This window comes from Rhodospirillaceae bacterium (assembly GCA_040219235.1).
Taxonomy (GTDB): domain Bacteria; phylum Pseudomonadota; class Alphaproteobacteria; order Rhodospirillales; family Rhodospirillaceae; genus WLXB01.
Window position 1 is genome coordinate 336,072 of record JAVJSV010000012.1, and the last position, 17,154, is coordinate 353,225.

General features: G+C 57.8%; 17 protein-coding genes. 12 read left to right on the forward strand and 5 right to left on the reverse strand.

Annotation, left to right across the window (positions count from 1 at the left end):
* The first annotated feature begins 230 nt into the window (after positions 1–230).
* The 6 genes from RIC29_11780 (at position 231) to RIC29_11805 (ending at position 6,072) form a co-directional block, all read left to right on the forward strand.
* Positions 231–869: a hypothetical protein gene (locus tag RIC29_11780; GenBank protein MEQ8735596.1), complete on the forward strand. Its 639-nt coding sequence runs from the start codon at positions 231–233 to the stop codon at positions 867–869.
* Positions 870–973: 104 nt separating this feature from the next.
* On the forward strand, positions 974–2,239 hold the full coding sequence (locus RIC29_11785; protein ID MEQ8735597.1) for an FAD-dependent monooxygenase: 1,266 nt from the start codon (positions 974–976) through the stop codon (positions 2,237–2,239).
* A gap of 276 nt (positions 2,240–2,515) precedes the next feature.
* Positions 2,516–3,370, forward strand: a complete 855-nt coding sequence (locus RIC29_11790; protein MEQ8735598.1) for an NAD(P)H-binding protein — start codon at positions 2,516–2,518, stop codon at positions 3,368–3,370.
* Positions 3,367–4,314, forward strand: a complete 948-nt coding sequence (locus tag RIC29_11795) for a DUF1838 family protein (GenBank protein MEQ8735599.1) — start codon at positions 3,367–3,369, stop codon at positions 4,312–4,314. Before RIC29_11790 ends, RIC29_11795 begins: the two co-directional genes overlap by 4 nt.
* Before the next feature lie 112 nt (positions 4,315–4,426).
* Positions 4,427–5,494: a dihydroorotase gene (gene pyrC, locus RIC29_11800; GenBank protein MEQ8735600.1), complete on the forward strand. Its 1,068-nt coding sequence runs from the start codon at positions 4,427–4,429 to the stop codon at positions 5,492–5,494.
* 47 nt (positions 5,495–5,541) lie between these two features.
* Complete coding sequence (locus tag RIC29_11805) at positions 5,542–6,072, forward strand: hypothetical protein (protein ID MEQ8735601.1); 531 nt, start codon at positions 5,542–5,544, stop codon at positions 6,070–6,072.
* A gap of 32 nt (positions 6,073–6,104) precedes the next feature.
* Here the strand turns inward: RIC29_11805 and RIC29_11810 are convergent, their stop codons facing one another.
* Positions 6,105–6,947, reverse strand: a complete 843-nt coding sequence (locus RIC29_11810) for an alpha/beta hydrolase (protein ID MEQ8735602.1) — start codon at positions 6,945–6,947, stop codon at positions 6,105–6,107.
* Between the two features lie 129 nt (positions 6,948–7,076).
* Here RIC29_11810 and RIC29_11815 point away from each other — a divergent pair, with 129 nt between their 5' ends.
* Complete coding sequence (locus RIC29_11815) at positions 7,077–7,562, forward strand: cupin domain-containing protein (protein MEQ8735603.1); 486 nt, start codon at positions 7,077–7,079, stop codon at positions 7,560–7,562.
* Positions 7,563–7,719: 157 nt separating this feature from the next.
* On the forward strand, positions 7,720–8,034 hold the full coding sequence (locus RIC29_11820; GenBank protein MEQ8735604.1) for a hypothetical protein: 315 nt from the start codon (positions 7,720–7,722) through the stop codon (positions 8,032–8,034).
* Between the two features lie 29 nt (positions 8,035–8,063).
* On the opposite strand, the gene RIC29_11825 is transcribed toward RIC29_11820, so the two are convergent.
* Positions 8,064–9,737: a carboxylesterase family protein gene (locus RIC29_11825; protein ID MEQ8735605.1), complete on the reverse strand. Its 1,674-nt coding sequence runs from the start codon at positions 9,735–9,737 to the stop codon at positions 8,064–8,066.
* A gap of 159 nt (positions 9,738–9,896) precedes the next feature.
* Between RIC29_11825 and RIC29_11830 the strand changes: the two genes are divergently transcribed.
* The 3 genes from RIC29_11830 (at position 9,897) to RIC29_11840 (ending at position 12,281) form a co-directional block, all read left to right on the forward strand.
* Positions 9,897–10,745 (forward strand): LytTR family DNA-binding domain-containing protein, encoded by an 849-nt coding sequence (locus RIC29_11830; GenBank protein MEQ8735606.1) that lies wholly within the window; start codon positions 9,897–9,899, stop codon positions 10,743–10,745.
* Between the two features lie 293 nt (positions 10,746–11,038).
* Positions 11,039–11,839, forward strand: a complete 801-nt coding sequence (locus RIC29_11835) for a rhomboid family intramembrane serine protease (GenBank protein MEQ8735607.1) — start codon at positions 11,039–11,041, stop codon at positions 11,837–11,839.
* A 37-nt stretch (positions 11,840–11,876) separates the two neighbouring features.
* A complete protein-coding gene (locus RIC29_11840) occupies positions 11,877–12,281 on the forward strand; it encodes a hypothetical protein (GenBank protein MEQ8735608.1) in 405 nt (134 codons plus the stop codon).
* Between the two features lie 7 nt (positions 12,282–12,288).
* On the opposite strand, the gene RIC29_11845 is transcribed toward RIC29_11840, so the two are convergent.
* Genes RIC29_11845 through fsa form a run of 3 tightly spaced genes read right to left on the reverse strand, consistent with a single transcriptional unit; the run spans position 12,289 to position 14,630 of the window.
* Positions 12,289–13,260: a tyrosine recombinase XerC gene (locus tag RIC29_11845; GenBank protein MEQ8735609.1), complete on the reverse strand. Its 972-nt coding sequence runs from the start codon at positions 13,258–13,260 to the stop codon at positions 12,289–12,291.
* Positions 13,242–13,967, reverse strand: a complete 726-nt coding sequence (locus RIC29_11850; protein MEQ8735610.1) for a DUF484 family protein — start codon at positions 13,965–13,967, stop codon at positions 13,242–13,244. The genes RIC29_11845 and RIC29_11850 overlap by 19 nt, the downstream gene beginning before the upstream one ends.
* A 3-nt stretch (positions 13,968–13,970) precedes the next feature.
* Positions 13,971–14,630, reverse strand: coding sequence for a fructose-6-phosphate aldolase (gene fsa / locus RIC29_11855; protein MEQ8735611.1), 660 nt, complete (start codon positions 14,628–14,630; stop codon positions 13,971–13,973).
* Between the two features lie 63 nt (positions 14,631–14,693).
* On the opposite strand from fsa, the gene RIC29_11860 reads away from it, so the two are divergent.
* Positions 14,694–16,949 carry a primosomal protein N' gene (locus RIC29_11860; GenBank protein ID MEQ8735612.1) on the forward strand — a complete coding sequence of 752 codons (2,256 nt, stop codon included), beginning with the start codon at positions 14,694–14,696 and terminating at the stop codon, positions 16,947–16,949.
* Positions 16,950–17,154: the final 205 nt, after the last annotated feature.

Below are 17,154 nucleotides of genomic sequence, written 5' to 3' on the forward strand. Positions count from 1 at the left end.
AAAAAAAGTGCGTTAGCACTAAAACAAAAGGTGCGGTGACTTTTTCTGCCGTCACCCTCGGACGTGTTCCGGGGGTCCAGAGTAAAAAAGCGCTGACCGAACATTTTGCTCTGGATGCTCGGACTAAATCCGAGCATGGCATATCAATAGGCCAGTAAAACTGTAGGACGTGGCTCGTGCAAAACAAAGAGTGCGTTAGACCGGTCAAAAGTAAGTGTGTAAATAGGGTCATGTCTTTTTTAAATCAGCAGTCGTCCGGTATCACAACCGCGGTCGACGCACACATTAATCAACCCACATTCGCTATTAATTTTATCGCGCAGCCTGACGGTGCGTTCCGCCAATCTCTTGCGCGGATGCAACAGGCGTTGGCCGCTGATATGCCACCCGGTGTGTTTACCTGCCCCTTGGGCTCGCTTCATTTAACGGTGGTGCCGCTCATCTGGGCGCGTGGAACCTATGCCTTTGATGTGCGTCAGTGGTGGTCTGATCATCTGGTTACAAGCGTCGATTTTCTCGAGGGCCTTTGCGACAAATCTTCGGCCGTGACGATGATCTGCGCCGGCCTCGAGGTTTACCCCAGTGCAATCGTGTTGCGCTTCGAGCCATCGCCCGCGCTTATCGCCCTGCGGCAGCAGATATTTAACAGCGGCAAATTCGACGCTGTGATTTTGGAAAAGCCAAACTTCTTTCATATCACTCTGTTCAGGTTTGAGGTCGCCATGCCGCTGTCAGACATCGCCGGTATCGTTGACCGGCACACCCAGATGCCGCCCAATTGGACCATTGATCAATTGCAGCTCTGTCAGGAAGACGTGTATCCGTCTTTGCAGACCAAAGAGATTGCGTCATTTCAACTGGCGCGCTGACAAGACGCCTACGAGCGCAACGCGCGCTGACCGAACACACGCGCCAGAGGGCTCGGCATTACGCAACGCATGGCGTATCAATAAGCATATTGAGAGGGAGCGTTATGCAAGACCGAGCCAGCATAGATCAAAACCGCGTTATCATCGTCGGCGGCGGGCCAGTGGGCATGATCACCGCCTTACGTTTGGCCCAGCTGGATATTCCCGTGGTGGTGCTGGATGCCGAGGCGGAAACGCCCACGGCCCATCGGGCCGCCACCACCCATTCCTCTACACTCGATCTGTTGGACACGGTGGGTTTAACCGATGAAATCATCGCGCAAGGGTTAACGGCGCGCTACTTTCAATACCGCTACCGCACCACCAATGAGGTCTTCGCCGAGTTTGATTTTGGCCGCTTGGCCGATGAAAGCAATCACCCCTACGCCGTCCAGCTCGAGCAACATAAAACCGTCGCCATTGCCCTGGCCGCCGCTGAAAAGTTTCCGCACTTCGCATTTCATCGCGAGCATGAGGTGGTCGAGGTCATCAATGCAGAAGATCACGCTGGTGTGGTCACGCAAACGCCGGCCCAAGGGAATCAAAAGAGCGAGCGGCAAGCCTGGCGCAGCCGCTATGTTATCGGCTGCGACGGTGGCCGCTCCACTGTGCGCAAATCGCAAGACATCAATTTCCCCGGCTTCACCTGGGAAGAACGCTTCATCATCGTCGCCTCGTACTTTGATTACGAAGCCGCCGACAACTACTGCTATCGCAACTATCTGGCCGATCCAGAACAATGGTGTTCGGTGTTTAAAATTCCAGGGCCGGATGAGGACGCCAACACCAACGGCATGTGGCGCAATCTGTTCCCGGTGATCACCGATGATCCCGACGAGGTGGTCACCTCCGAGCCCTACATCCGCAACATGATCAACACCTGTTTTCCCTATGCCAAAAACCTCGAGATCGTGCACAGCAATCTCTACACCGTGCATCAGCGTGTGGCCGAGAGCTTCCACAAAAACCGCATCATGCTGGCCGGCGATTCCGGGCACATCAACAACCCCCTCGGTGGCATGGGCATGAACTCGGGCATTGCCGATGGTCTGAACCTCGCTGAAAAAATCGGCCAGGTGTGGCGCGGCGAGGTGACAGACGCTCAGGCCCTGTTCGCCCAATACGACCGTCAACGCCGCCCGCTCGCGCAAAAATATGTCCAGGCCCAATCCATCCAAAATAAAGAGACCCTCCAGGCCAAAGACCCAGCGAAAGCCAACGCCCGTTTTGAAGAGATGCGCAAAACTGCCGACGACCCCAAACGCCACAAGGCGTTTCTGATGAACGCGTCGCTCATCAACATGGTCCGCGAAGCGGCGGCGATCGCGTGAACGCGAGAAAATAAATAAAGTAGGGCGGCACACACCCAACCTGTCACCCTCGGGCTTGACCCCCCACCCAACCTGTCACCCTCGGGCTTGACCCCCCACCTAACCGGACACCCGTGGATTTAGTCCGAGGGTCCAGGGCCACCGGCGCAAATCTTTCAGGTGCGGCTATCCACACGGTGCGCACAGTCGCCCCAGTGCCGTAATCTCGCTCATTCACATTTGACCTGCCACACTTCTGCCGCTCTACTTCCCTCCTTCATGTGAGGAGTGCGCGCCATGTCTAGACTTCTGTTGATCCCCCTGCGATCCATCGTGGCCCTTACCGTGCTGTTGGCGCTGTCGCTGGCGGGCGCGAGCCTTTCAGCCAAAGAAAATGTGCTGATCATCGGCGGCGCGGGCAACACGGGCGCGGCCCTCGCCAAGCTGCTCATCGCGCGCGGCGATTCCGTCACCGCCTTCGTCCGCCCCTCTACAGATCGCTTCCGCCTGGACGGCGTCCCGGTCGACTACGTGGTCGGCGATGCCATGGTGGCAGAAGATGTTGCAGCCGCGCTCGCGGGCAAGCAGTTCTCGGTCATCATCGATACCATCCAGATTCTCGATGTCACCGATCAGGTTAGTTATACGCGGCTGTACGCGAACTTTGTGCCGGTGGCGAAACGCATGGGCGTCAAACAGTTTCTCATTCTGGGCGGCGGCTGCAGTGACCGCCCGCGCGAAGACTGCCCCTTGAGTCCGCCGCTCTACACAGTGGCCAGCAATATGACCATCGCCGAGTATATTTTGCGCGGCTCTGGCGTGCCCTATACCATCCTCCGTATTGGCGCGTTGATGCCCGGCGGACCGGATGATCCGGATGCTGAATTGCGCACCGGCACGTCCTATTTCACGACGGATCTCACCAAATTCGGAGGCATCTGGCGGGGGGATCTGAACGATCAAATCGTCGCCTGTACTGGCAACGCTGACTGCATCAACAAGATTTTCGTCATTGATGATCCCACCATGAAACCGCAGCTCGATCACTGGTTGTGCAAGCGCAGTTACGAAACCGACACCATCAACTTTTATGACGCCCGTTGTGGCGATATGCCGCCGCTTGCGGTAAAGAAAGCGGAGATGAACCAATGACCGACCTCTCGCGCCGAAATATTCTTGCCGCCGCAGCGACGGTCGCAGCGTCTCCCGCTCTGCTGGCGACCCGCGATGCCCGCGCTCAAACGCAAGACGCTGACCTGCCGCTGTTGACTTACACAACACCGGCGGAACACGTCCGCGCCTTTCTTAAACTCCACGCCAGTCTGGAGACGGAAACCGTCTACTACACTTACGCCGGCACACTCGAGGCGATGGTGCCGGGCCAAAATATCGTCAATCTGTGTTCCACCACCACGCTCATTCGCCGCGATGTCGAGGTGCGCCCGGAAGGCCATCGCATCCGCATTTGGGAAGGCACCGTCTATCACCGGCCCGGAGAAACCGTGGCGCTGGAGGAATTCGAGAATCCCTTGAACAATCGCCTGGTGCGTCCCTTTCATCAGCGCGAAGGGCGTGGCGAAGCGCTGTGGACAGACACCGGCCCAAGTTTTATCCGTCACGATGGCGAGCGGGTGTCCCGCTATGGCCCCGGCAATCCGTTCAAACTGGAGTGGCATCAGTCCGGCGAACGCCTCTGGATGTCGCGCTATTCGTCCGGCGTCTATGCCAAGCACCCCCTGAATGCAGAAGAGTGGCCGCTGGAGTTTGTCGGGCCCGACCTGATTTATTCCGAGAAAACCACCAACAACGGCCTGATCCGTGAAATGGCTGATCCCGCAATTGTTAATGCCTCGTCCACCTATTCCATGAGCGTCGTGATGTTGTGGTGGCCGTGGCTGCTGATGGGCCAAACGCCGGGCCATCTGCTGTGGAACACGCAAGGCGTGAAGCTGTCGTCGCTGGACACCATTCCCAGCGCCACCCGCCAGATGCTTGAGTCGGTTCATCCCGCCCTGTTTGAAACAGGTGTGCCGTGGGAGGGGCGGCATAGTCTGTGGACGGATTATCCGAAAATGCGCACACCCGTGAAGGTGTAGAAGCGAAGGTGTGGTCGGGTCACACTTGTAACGCTTGGGCTTCCTCTTGGGCTTCCTCTTGGGCTTAAGGCGCGCCTGCGCTATACCGGGGCAAATCACATGAGTTCTGTTTATGCCCAGCTCTGACTCCACACCTGATCGCCTTATCATCCGTCGGCCCGACGATTGGCATGTTCATCTGCGCGATGGGGCCATGTTGGAAGCCGCCGTGGGTTATACGGCCCGTCAGTTTGCCCGCGCCATCGTCATGCCCAATCTCAACCCGCCGGTCACCACCGTGGCGGCGGCGACGGCTTATCGCGACCGCATTCTCGCAGCTCTGCCAGGGGATGTGGATTTTACGCCGCTGATGACCGCCTATCTCACCGATGACATCGATCCCGCCGAAGTCGAACGTGGCTTTACCGAAGGCGTGTTCACAGCCGCCAAGCTCTATCCCGCCAACGCCACCACCAATTCCTCTTTTGGCGTCACCGATTTTCAGAAACTCTATCCGGTGTTTGCGGCGATGGAGCGCATCGGCATGCCCTTGCTGTTGCACGGTGAGGTCACCGAAAAACATGTCGATATTTTTGATCGCGAGGCCGCGTTTATTGAACGCACCCTCAGCAAACTCATCGTCGATTTCCCGGCGCTCAAAATTGTGTTCGAGCACATCACCACGGCCGATGCGGTGAGCTTTGTCCAAGACGCCGGGCCAAACCTGGGCGCGACCATCACACCCCATCATCTCATCATCAACCGCAACGCCATCTTCGACGGCGGCATCCGCCCGCACTTTTATTGTCTGCCCATTGCCAAGCGTGAAAAGCACCGTCTGGCGTTGCGCAAAGCCGCCACCTCGGGCACCGCGAAATTCTTTTTGGGCACCGACTCCGCCCCCCACGCCATCGGCGATAAAGAATCCGCCTGTGGCTGTGCCGGCATTTTCAACGCCCCGGTGGCGCTGGAATCCTACGCCGCTGTGTTCGAAGAAGAAGACGCGCTGGATAAATTCGAAGCCTTCGCGTCCGAGAACGGCCCCCGTTTTTACGGCCTGCCGCTGAATACCGGCACGGTCACCCTAGAGCGCACCGCCTGGCAGGTCGACGACAGCCTCCCCGCAGCGGACACCCAGGTGGTGCCCTTCCAGGCGGGTCAGCACATCAAATGGACGTTTTTTGGTACTGCGAACACGTAGCGGTACGCACTGAACATGAGTGAAACAGAGGTTAAGGAGTCACAGGGATGACCCGGTCCTTTGAAGACAGGCTCACCGGCGGGCATCCAAACTCTTTGGGCAACACTGTTCAAGTTGTTGAAACGGTGCTGAAGAACCCAAAACGGTTTGACGAATTGTTCAGCTGTTACAGAAGTGACAACCCCATTGTCCGCCTGCGTACGTCCAATGCCATGAAGCGGGTCGAGGCCGAACACCACGCTCTTTTGGTGCCGTACATTGATCGTTTTATTACTGAAATTGGTGCCCTTGATCAGGCCTCAGCGCAATGGACGCTTGCTCAATTGTTTCAACGGCTCGCCGATGACATGAGCCCATCGCAACGCACCGGCGCGCTCAAGATCATGAAACGAAACCTCGCCAAACATGAGGATTGGATTGTCCTGAACACCACCCTGGAGACCCTTAGCCTTTGGGCGTGCGACACACCGCCTCTGAAAAAATGGCTGGTGCCGCATCTGGAACGCCTGTCGTCAGACAGCCGGAAGTCGGTTTCTAAAAAGGCGACCAAACACCTGCAAAGCTTTAATGGTACGTGAGGGGCGGGACGCCGGGCGTTGGGGGGGGGAATTTATTTTTCAAAACTCAGCACAAACGCGGCCACGGCTTCCACCCACTCCTGCGGTTTTTCATCCACAATATCAATCGTGCCGCCTTCGATTTCCGCATAGGCAAAGTCGGGGCGCAGTTTCATCGTGTCTTGGGCCTTGTCGTAAATGCTGTCGCCCGTGTTGGTCAGCACCAGGGTGGGATGGGTGATCAGCGGGATGGTCTTGGCCTGGTCATACTGAAACGCGGCATGATGGCCGTACCAGAATGGCCCGCGCCCAATCACTTGCTCGGCGATATAGCGCGTCGCCAAACGCCAATCGGTTTCGTCGTGGCCATAAGCCATGCGGTTTTTAAACAGGTCCAGCAGATGTGTGCCATCGGCGCGCGGCGTGTAGCCTTTTTCGTGCTCCTCCACATAGGCCAGGCCCGCGTCCCGCTCTGCGGCGGTCATCGGCAAGGGTCCGTTGAGAATCACACCGCGCACCCGGTCTGGAAATTGCAGCGCCACTTCGGTCGCCACCTGGGCGCCGGTGTGATGCCCCAGCACAAAGGCGCTGTCGATCTTCAAATGGTCCAGCACCGCCGGCACAACCCGGGCGTAGTCTTCAATGGTCGGCACAAAATCCGTTGCGTCCGAGCCACCAAAACCCGGCAGATCAAAGCCAATGGCGCGGATGCCTTTTTCCGCCAGCAGCTCATACACGCTGTCAAACTGGCGCAGCGACATGGGGGCCTGGTGGCACAACACCAGAGGGATGCCGTTTTGCGATCCGGGTGTCCCGGTGTTCTGAAAGCCGGGTGTCCCGGTGTCTTGAAAGTGCACCTGGCCGTAGGGGCCATTCGCGTAGTCGCGATACGTCATCAGCGTGTTCCTCAAATTTCTCTTTGTCCCAAACGCTAACACGTTTCAACTTTTTGATCTTCGGTTCTTGTCCCCAGGGCTGCAGATTGCGAGACTCTCCCCTAGGGCGCGCGCGCATAAGGAGACGACATGCCGGAAGAAAAGTACGTTTTAAAGAAGGCGGAGATTGAGGCATTTGAAGGCACGGCCAAGCAGCACTTCCTTAATGAAAACGCCCGGCGCACCAACAAGTCGCTGGGCGATCTCACCGGCCTGACCGGCTTCGGCTTTCATCTCATCGAGGTGCCGCCCGGCTGTGAGTCGACTGAGTTTCATGTCCACTATCACGAAGATGAATGCACCTACGTGCTCTCGGGCTCAGGGACCGTCACGATTGGTGAGGAGACCCACGACATTGCAGACGGCGACTTCATCGGCTATCGCGCCGGGGGTCTGCCCCACACCATGAAAAACACCGGCGAGGTGCCGCTGCGCTGTATCGTCGTCGGGCAACGGCTCGCCCATGATGTCGGCGATTATCCAAACAAGGGGAAACGCATTTATCGCAACGCCGGGCAGCCGTGGAATCTGGTTGATCTGGCCAATATCGAAAATCCGGTGGCCGGCAAGAAGTAGCCGGTGCCAGCTCTATGCCGTGCCCGGTATAGGTGGGTTTCCTTGGATTGAGGGCTGTATTCAAAACTTAAAGAGTCCAGACTTTTGCATGGTGTGAGCCTGTGGAAACGTGACACCATTCTCAAAATCTAATCCGTCAAAAAATGAGGAGCTGAAAATGCCAGAATATCTTTTTGTCTATCACGGTGGCGGTATGCCCGAGACGGAAGAAGAAGGCCAAAAAGCGTTGGCGGCGTGGGACGCCTGGTTCACCTCAATAGGTGACAACATTGTCGATGCGGGCAAGGCGGCGGGCGCGTCTAGCACCGTGCTGAGTGATGGCAGCGTCGAGGCAAACGGCGGCGCAAATCCGGTCAGTGGCTATGGTCTTTTTAAAGCGCCTGATCTCGAGGCCGCCCTCAAAATGGCCCGGGGCTGTCCGATCTTATCGGACGGCGGGTCTGTTGAAGTGGCCGAGACGTTTGAGCCGTAAGGGCTGCGTCTGGGTTTTGGAATTCTCCATCAATTAGGCTCACGGATACTTTTCCGCTGATAACGCTGCCTGAATACATAACGCACAGCCAATATTGATCCGGCGATCACCCCCGTACTCACGATCAACGCGCCCGCCAGCAAGGCGACCCAATATTCCAAAAAGAAGCGTCCGAATGCATAGACGCGGTCGATCCTCTGCAAGTCGTCCAAGCCCGGAATGGGGATCATGCTTGGATCATGGTTGAGCGCCATAACCTGTTGCCTAGCAGGTGAATACGCCGGCCACGCGGGAAGCCCTGGCCCGTTGGGGTCGCCTGTTTTGGCAAAGTTTGTCCAATAGGTTGTCACCAGGGCCGTTATGTCACGCTCTCGTGACGTGGGCGGAATGCCGAACGGCTCAAGGGTGCCAAACACGAAAGGCATCTCAACACTGTGCGGTATGCCGTGGCCGGCATACGGATGGTCAGGCGTAAATACCGGTTGATGCGAGAACTGATAGAAAAAAGCCTTCCGTGTTCCGGCGTGTGACGCCAGGGTGGCCCACGTCCACATATTCCAGCGGAACCGCAAGTCACCTTCAAACCGCACCGCTGAAGCACGCGCCTCATCGCCGGTCAATCCCGGGTTCGGGCGCATCACCCAAACCACTGGGGGTGAAAAGTGATCTGCGAGAATATCTTCGAAATTTTCCAGCGAGATATCTTCGTCCATGAGAAACACCGCGCCCTCGTCCGCGTTGGTCCCGACCAGGATGTCAATGTCGTTATGCAGGCCCGCTTGGTAGGCGTCGTAAGGGGCGCGTGGCAAAGCGTATCCGTCGATGACCAAATGAGGATTAAACAGAGTGGTCATAAGCGCATTGGGAGTCTTATGCCGCAGGTGTTCAATAGAGGCGGCACCCGTGCGGTCCAGCCAGTCTTCTCCTTCTTTTTCCGCACCGGGCAATTTGAAATTTGGAAACAGGTCAACCGGTTCAAACAGACCGCCGCTCTGTCCAATGGCGCGTTGAAATAACCCTTCGGCGAGGGGGGAGGTTACCAGTGCACTGATGGAGATGGACCCGGACGACTGACCAAACACTGTAACGTTTTCTGGGTCACCGCCGAACGCCGCAATGTTGCGCTGAACCCACTGTAAGGCCGCGATTTGGTCGAGCAGGCCATAGTTCCCAGATGTGCCCGTGGCCGACTCCTGACTTAGGGACGGGTGCGCCAAGAACCCCAAGACTCCTATGCGGTAGTTAAAGGTGACGACGATAACGTCGTGCTTGACCAGTTTGTCTCCGGCATACAAGGGCGTCGAACCTGAGCCGTTCGTTAGTGCGCCGCCATAAATCCAAACCATGACGGGCAGGGCCGTAGAGGGCGGGTTCGCAGGGGTCCAGATATTCAAATACAGACAATCTTCGCTCATAGGTTCTGACGGTGCGTCTGGTGGATACAGGCCCTGTTGCGGGCAGATCGGGGAAAAGCGGTCAGCGGTTTTCACACCGGTCCACGTGTTCACGGCCTGTGGCGCGCGCCACCGCAGATCACCGACAGGCGGGGCAGCGAAAGGAACGCCTTTGAAAACGCGTGCCATGCCTTCATCGAGCCCTGACACGTAACCGGTGTCTGTCATGACGGGATGAGACTGCGCCCCAGCGCACAACACCATCAGCGTAAGCAGCGTAAGCAACGTAAGTATGCGAAGCGCGATCACGGTTAACGTGGTCCTTTAGCTCTCTTTGAGGTGCGCTAAGATCGTATCGAAAGGCAGTGCAAACCGCATAGGGCTCGGACCGTCGGTTCATCCCGTCAGCGGTGCGGTTCATCACAAAAAGGGCTTGGCAAGGTCGTAGCTGCGCTTTCACAATGGGTTATGAACAAAATCCCCTCGTTTTTCTCAAACTGCGGCGCCTCACTGTCGCACTGCTCAACCCACCTGGCTTTAGGCTTTGTGTATTGGCTGATTTTTCTTCTGGCGCTTGAGCCGGGCAACGTCTTGCGTGCAATTGCTATGCAGAGAGATTTGCTGGTGGACCTGGAGATCGTGCGCATTCTTGGAGCCAGCGTGCTCGGCGCATCAGCGACACCGGTGGTGTTTCTCATGGTGCGGTTTTTTCCCGTGGCCGGGAGTTTAAAGCTGCGCAACGCCATCCTTCAAACTTTTGGCCTGGTGGCGATGGCCGTCCTGTTGATTGCCGCCTCCGTTGTCCTGGCGGCCCGTCTGCTGCCCCCTTCTGAATACCCGTTGTCCACCGACCTCCTGTTTCAGCTTAAATCTAATATTCTGATTCTGACGTTTTGCTTAATCGGCTTGTCAGCTATTGCCCACGCAAAGTTCTTTTCTGATCAGTCTATGGGGCCCGCAGACACTCTACCTGACCCTTTCTTGTCTCATGTCATGGTTAAAACCCGAGGCGGACTCATTCGATTGGATTTGGCAGACGTGATTTGGATCGAAAGCCAGGGCAATTATCTTGCGTTGCACGCAGGTGAGGCCGTCCATTTGATCCGAGAACCAATAACGGCATTTTGTGCCAAGCTTGATCCCTCACACTTCATAAGAGTTCATCGTGGTGTCGTCGTAGCCATCGACGCAATTCGAGATATGTCGTCGTTATCCGGCGGTGATGCCTCTCTGACTCTGCAGAACGAGACGCGCCTGCGCGTTAGCCGCACTTACAGCGCCGCAGTGCGCGCTGCACTTATGGCAAGGACGGATTAGATCGATTTCGGTCATGAGAACCGTTCGTAGAATGAGTCTAAAGATGTGTTTTTTACAACGGACTCAAGCCCCTAAATACCGTTCTTCAGGTGTTACTCGTTTGAAACCGACTTAAGGCCCTGAAATTCTTGAAAACCGGTCCAAAAAAGAGGGCGTGTATGGGGTCGTCCCACGGTTTGTCAGCAGACTAAAAAATATGAGGCCTGTTTCTGTCCGCAAAGCCCATCAGAAGTAAGGGTCTCTCGCCGTCGCATTTCCTTGTTCAATCGCGTTCCGCCCCCTAGTCTGCCGCGATGTTTTTTCCCATTCGCGATGACAACCCGCACACCAAAACCCCCATCGTCACCTGGGCGCTGATCGCAACCTGCGTCGCGGTCTTTCTCTGGCAGAAGAGTCTGACCGGCAATGCCGATGATATCGCCGTGTTTTCTTTCGGCCTGATCCCGGCCGACCTGTTTGGCACGGCTGAGATCAGTCCTATCATCTCGCCGCTGCCCGCCTGGATGACCATTTTCACATCTATGTTTCTGCATGGCGGGTGGCTGCATCTCGGCGGCAACATGCTCTACCTGTGGATCTTCGGCGATAACGTCGAAGTGTCTATGGGGCGTGGAAAATTTCTGTTGTTTTATCTGGCGTGCGGTTTGGCTGCAGCGCTCACCCAAAGCCTCGCCGCCCCCATGTCCACAGTGCCCATGGTTGGGGCGTCCGGTGCTGTGGCCGGGGTGCTCGGCGCCTATTTCATGCTGCATCCCTTTGCCAACATCCGCGTGCTGGTGTGGTTGATCATCTTCTTTTTCATGATCAACGTTCCGGCTTGGATTGTGCTGGGCTTCTGGTTCCTGGGGCAGCTGCTGAGCCAGGTGGGCACCAACCCTGGCGAGCCTGGTGTGGCGTTCCTTGCGCACATCGGCGGTTTTATAACCGGCCTCGCGCTCATCTTTAAAATGCGCAAACCCGGTGTGCGGCTGTTTGCGCGGCGGGCCTCGCGTCCCTTTGAGATGAAGTCTGGGCGACCAGTGCGGCGGCGCAGCGGCGGCAGTGTGCCGCCTTCTGGCAGGGCTTCTGGCAACCGCAAAGGGCCCTGGGGGTGATGGGGCTTAGGGCAGGCTGATGAGGTTGAGGTCGTAGATGTCTGATATCCAAACCGTTCCGCCAGACCCCCGCATGGTCAAAATGGTCTACTGGCTCTATCTGCTCAGTCTGTTTTTCGGTCCTCTGATGCTGGCGGGATTGGCCATGGCCCATGATCAGAAACGCAACAACGATCAGTGGATCAACAGCCACTACTGGTTTCAAATCCGCACCGGCTGGCTGAATATGCTGTTCGCCCTGGTCATCGCTTTACCAGCCTTTGCTGTTCTGGGGGCCGCGGCGCTGGGCATGGCAGCGCCCAGCAGTTTGGTCCTGACCCTGTGTGGTGCGGCCATCGGTGCCGTCTTGCTGTGGTGGATTATCCGCTGCGTCCGCGGCTTGATATTGGCGTTTCAAGAAACCCCAATTCGCAATCCCAAAAGCTGGCTGTTCGGCGGTTAGGCCTGATTTACTTTCGCGCCCTTGGGTGGGCGTCGTCATAAACGCTCATGAGCTTTGCTTCGTCGACGGCAGTGTAGCGTTGTGTTGTTGACAGCGACGCATGGCCCAGCAGCTCTTGAATGGTGCGCAAGTCGCCCCCCTTGGCCAGCAGATGTGTCGCGAAGCTGTGCCGAAAGGCATGGGGTGTGGCGCTGTCACTGAGGCCCAGCAGTGCCCGCACTTTGCGCACCTGGCGTTGCACCACACCGGCGTTGAGGCGCCCCCCTCGGCTGCCGACAAACAACGGGTCCTTCGCGGTAATGACATGAGGGCAACTCTCGCGGTACGCCGCAACCGCCTGGGCCACGATCGGCAGCACTGGCACGATGCGCTCTTTGTTGCCTTTGCCGATGACGCGCAAGGTGCCCTCGGTGGATGTCGCAGCGCCCAGATTGCCGCCGAGGTCGCCACCGTTCAGCCCCAGCGCTTCGCCGATGCGCAATCCACAGCCATAGAGCAGCAACATGATCGCCATATCCCGTTTGGCCAGCCAGGGTTCATCTTGCAACTCTGCCGCCATTTTGACCGCCGCCAGGGCATCGTCGGGGGTGAGGGCTTTAGGAATACTGCTCGGCGTTTTGGGGGTGCGCACCGCATCAATCGCCGGGTTATGCACCTTGCTGCTGCGATCCAAAAAGCGGAAGAAGTTGCGCAAGGTGCTCATGGACCGTGCAATTGAGGTGCGCGCCAAGCCCTCCGCCGAGCGCCGGGCGAGATAGCTGCGGAAGTCGGCCGTGCTCAGGCTCTGCAAGTCTTTCAGCGCGGGTTCGCCGCCGAGGTGATCGCGCAGAAATAAAAAGAACGTGGCCAGATCGCGGCGATAGGCATCTGTGGTGTGGGCGCTGGCACGGCGTTCACTTTCCAGCCAACGGCCCCAATCCTCGATGGCATTCGTCACGTCTTGCGCGACGGCAAAGTTGATCAGTCCTGAGCGGGCCACCAGCGTGCCACCGAGTAGCGCACGACTTCAGAGAGGAAGCCGAGCAACTCCGTTCCTTGATCCTCTGAGAAATAGCCTTCGTCACGGCTGCCGACCGCAAACAGAGCCACCGGCATCGTCCCGCGTGGGGCAAGACGCACCAGCGCATCAGACACCACCAGACCTTCCGCTTCGCCATACAACGCCGTGCCGCCGTCTGCTTTGGTGCGCAGGCGTGTGGGGGCATCAGAGCCGATTAGCATGTCGATGGTGCCCGGCGCTAAAATGCGCAAAGCCGTGCTGGCCCCGGCGGGCAACATTGCTGTGTCGTTAGGGTTAACTTCGATGCCGATGGCGGCGGCGTCAACACCCAAAAATAACGGAATATCTTCTGCCAGAAGGCGACTCAGATCGAGAAAATTTTCCGCATTGAGCACCGCCAACGCACAGTCGTGGGTTTTTTCCAGAATCGACATATTGGCACGGGTGGTGGTGATGACGTGCTTGCTCGAGGCTTTCAGCTCGTCCACCTGATTGCGCAGGCGTTGCACCACAAAGCGCTGCATATCGACCACGGTTTCCGAATCGAAACGCCGGTCGGGCACCAATTCGGCCAGCAGTTTAGGATTATCCAACAGTAGCTTCGGATGCGCCCGCAGATAGGCAATGACGTCAGCCTCGCTGAGGCCCGATGTCTTATTTGCTTTGTCCGATGTTTTGTCGGCCATGTCTCAGGTGTCCAGAATCGACTGACCGGTTTTGGCCCAGTCATCCAGAAACGCTTTCAGGCCGATGTCGGTCAGCGGATGCTTGTACAACTGCCGTAAGGTTTTCGGCGGCATGGTCGCCACATGCGCGCCCATCCGAGCGGCCTCTAAAATGTGCATGGGATGACGAATCGAAGCGACCAGGACTTCGGTTTTGAAATCGTAGTTGGCGTAAATATCGCAGATGTCGTCGATCAAACTCATGCCATCGACGGCTATATCGTCCAAGCGACCGACGAAGGGCGAGATGAAGGTGGCTCCGGCTTTTGCGGCCAGCAGCGCCTGATTGGCCGAGAAGCACAAGGTGACGTTGACCATCACGCCGTCGTCGGTCAGGGCTTTGCAACATTTGAGGCCATCGGGGGTCAACGGCACTTTGATCGTGACGTTGGAGGCGATTTTGCGCAGCACCGCCGCTTCTTTCATCATGGTGTCAAAATCTGTGGCGGTCACTTCGGCGCTCACCGGGCCATCAACAACCTCGCAGATTTCGGCAATCAAGCTGAGGAAGGATTTGCCAGATGCGGCCGCCAGTGAAGGGTTGGTGGTGACGCCATCCACCAGGCCGGTTGCGGCAAGGTCTTTAATTTCGTCGGTGTCAGCAGTGTCGATAAAAAATTTCATAACGGTTCCTGAAGCGATCCCTCTGTCCTGATCAGAGGCGGGGTATGATATGACCAGGACACTATGCAGCAATCAAGTACCCCATCTCAGAGTCTTTTTACACCCAACCCGAAGCTGGCCCCTAAATCAGTGACGTTTGGTCCGGGTAATCATGTGGCTGTGCTGCTGCCGTTGCCGGTCGAGGGGGCTTACGATTACCGGGTGCCAGAGGGGCTCACCCTGACGGTGGGCGATCTGGTTGAAGTGCCCTTAGGCCGCCGATTCGACACCGGCGTGGTCTGGGGCCCAGGGGCGGGTGATCTCGATCCCGCCAAAATCAAAGACGTGGTGCACCGGCTCGATCTGCCCCGTCTGCCTCAAGCGCTGATGACGTTCATCGACTGGGTGGCCGATTACACCGTCCAGCCCAAGGGTGTGGTCCTGCGTATGTCTATGCGCGCGGCGCGGGGGTTAAAACCCGTGGCGCTCGAGACCGAGTATCGGTCAGTTCCAACTCTGCCCGAAAAACTGCGTCTCACCGAGGCGCGTCAGAAGGTGCTGGATGTTGTCGCCAACTATCCCGTGCGCGGGGCGGCGTCTTTGGCCAAAAAAGCCGGGGTTAGCGCGTCGGTGGTCAATGGTTTGGCCGACGCTGGGGCGTTGACGGCCAAACAGGTGCCGCCAGCGCATATGTTTAAGGCGCCTGATCCCACACGGCCCGGTTTGGTCTTGGAACTGGATCAGCGCACCGCCGCCACTGAATTGGCGGCCGCTGTGGGTCAGGGGTTTTCCGTGTCGCTGCTCGAAGGGGTGACTGGCTCGGGTAAAACCGAAGTGTACTTCGAACCCATCGCCATGGCGCTCAAAGCCAACACCCAGGTTCTGGTGTTGGTGCCGGAGATTGCGCTCACGACCCAATGGCTGGAGCGGTTTCGGGCGCGGTTTGGCGTTGATCCGGCGGTCTGGCACTCGGATGTTACAGGCAAGGTGCGTCGTGAAACCTGGCGGGCGGCTGGCAATGGCGACGCCCGGGTGGTGGTCGGGGCGCGCTCGGCGCTGTTTTTGCCCTTTGTTGATCTCGGTCTCATCGTTGTTGATGAAGAGCACGACGCCGGGTTTAAACAGGAAGACGGTGTGATTTATCACGCCCGCGATATGGCGGTGGTGCGGGCGCGGGAAGGTAATATTCCCATCGTGCTGGCCTCGGCGACACCGTCGCTGGAAACCCTGCTCAATGCCCAAGCGGGCCGCTACCGGCATGTCAAACTTGAGGCTCGTGTCGGCGGTGCGACACTACCAGAGGTCACACTCATCAATATGATCAAAGACCGGCCTGAAAAGGGCCCCTGGGGCCGCTCCTGGCTGGCGCCGCCGCTGGTGACGGCCATTGATGAAGCGCTGGCCGCGGGCGAGCAGGCGCTGTTGTTCCTCAATCGGCGCGGTTATGCGCCGCTCACTCTCTGCGGCACCTGCGGGCATCGGCTGCATTGTCCCAGTTGCACCGCCTGGTTGGTCGAGCATCGTCTGGCCAAGCGGTTGCAATGTCATCATTGTGGCTTTGTGGCTCCCAAGCCTGAAACTTGTTCCAGTTGTGGCAAGGCCGACAGTTTTGTGCCCTGCGGCCCCGGCATTGAACGCGTCGCCGAAGAAGCTGCCGCGCGCTGGCCGGAGCATCGCGTGGTGGCTGTTGCCAGTGATACTTTGGAGCGTCCCTCTGCGATGGCGGCCCTGGTCGAGGCCGTTGAGCGTGGGCAGATTGATATTATCGTCGGGACCCAAGTGCTGGCCAAAGGGCATCACTTTCCAGGTTTGACTCTGGTGGGTGTGGTCGATGCGGATCTCGGCTTGTCCAGTTGGGATTTGCGTGCCGGCGAGCGCACCCATCAGTTGTTGCATCAGGTCTCCGGCCGGGCGGGCCGGGCGCAAAAACCCGGGCGCGTGTTTCTGCAAACCCACGATCCCAAGCATCCCGTCTTGCAGGCCCTAATCAGCGCGGATTCGGATCAATTCATGGAAACGGAAGCCGATGGCCGGCGGAGCCTGGGTATGCCGCCGTTTGGCCGGCTTGTGGCCCTTATTCTGTCGGGCATGAACGAGGAGGCGGTGCGCCAGGCCGGACGTGATCTGGCCCGCACGGCCCCAAAAGCCTCCGGAGTGGAAATTCTTGGCCCCGCGCCAGCCTTTATGGCTTTGCTGCGGGGCCGCCATCGTCATCGGTTCCTGATCAAAGGGCCGCGCAACCGGCTTTTACAGCCACTGATTCGGGCGTGGCTGGGGTCTGTGAAGCTGCCATCATCGGTGCGGGTTCAGGTCGATGTGGACCCCTATAGTTTCTATTAATCCAGAGTCGCTGCGGGACTCTGTTGCAACGCACATCCCGTTATGATACCACCCCATTCGCGGTGGCCGAGGGGTCCGTTCTGGGTTCCAAGATCGCTAATAAAATCAATCGCTTAGTTCTCATTCAGGATGAGAAAACAGACGAGTCTTGGAGCGCTCTGAGACGCGGCTTAAATATAGGCTTGGGGCGAACTGTCGCCTTGAA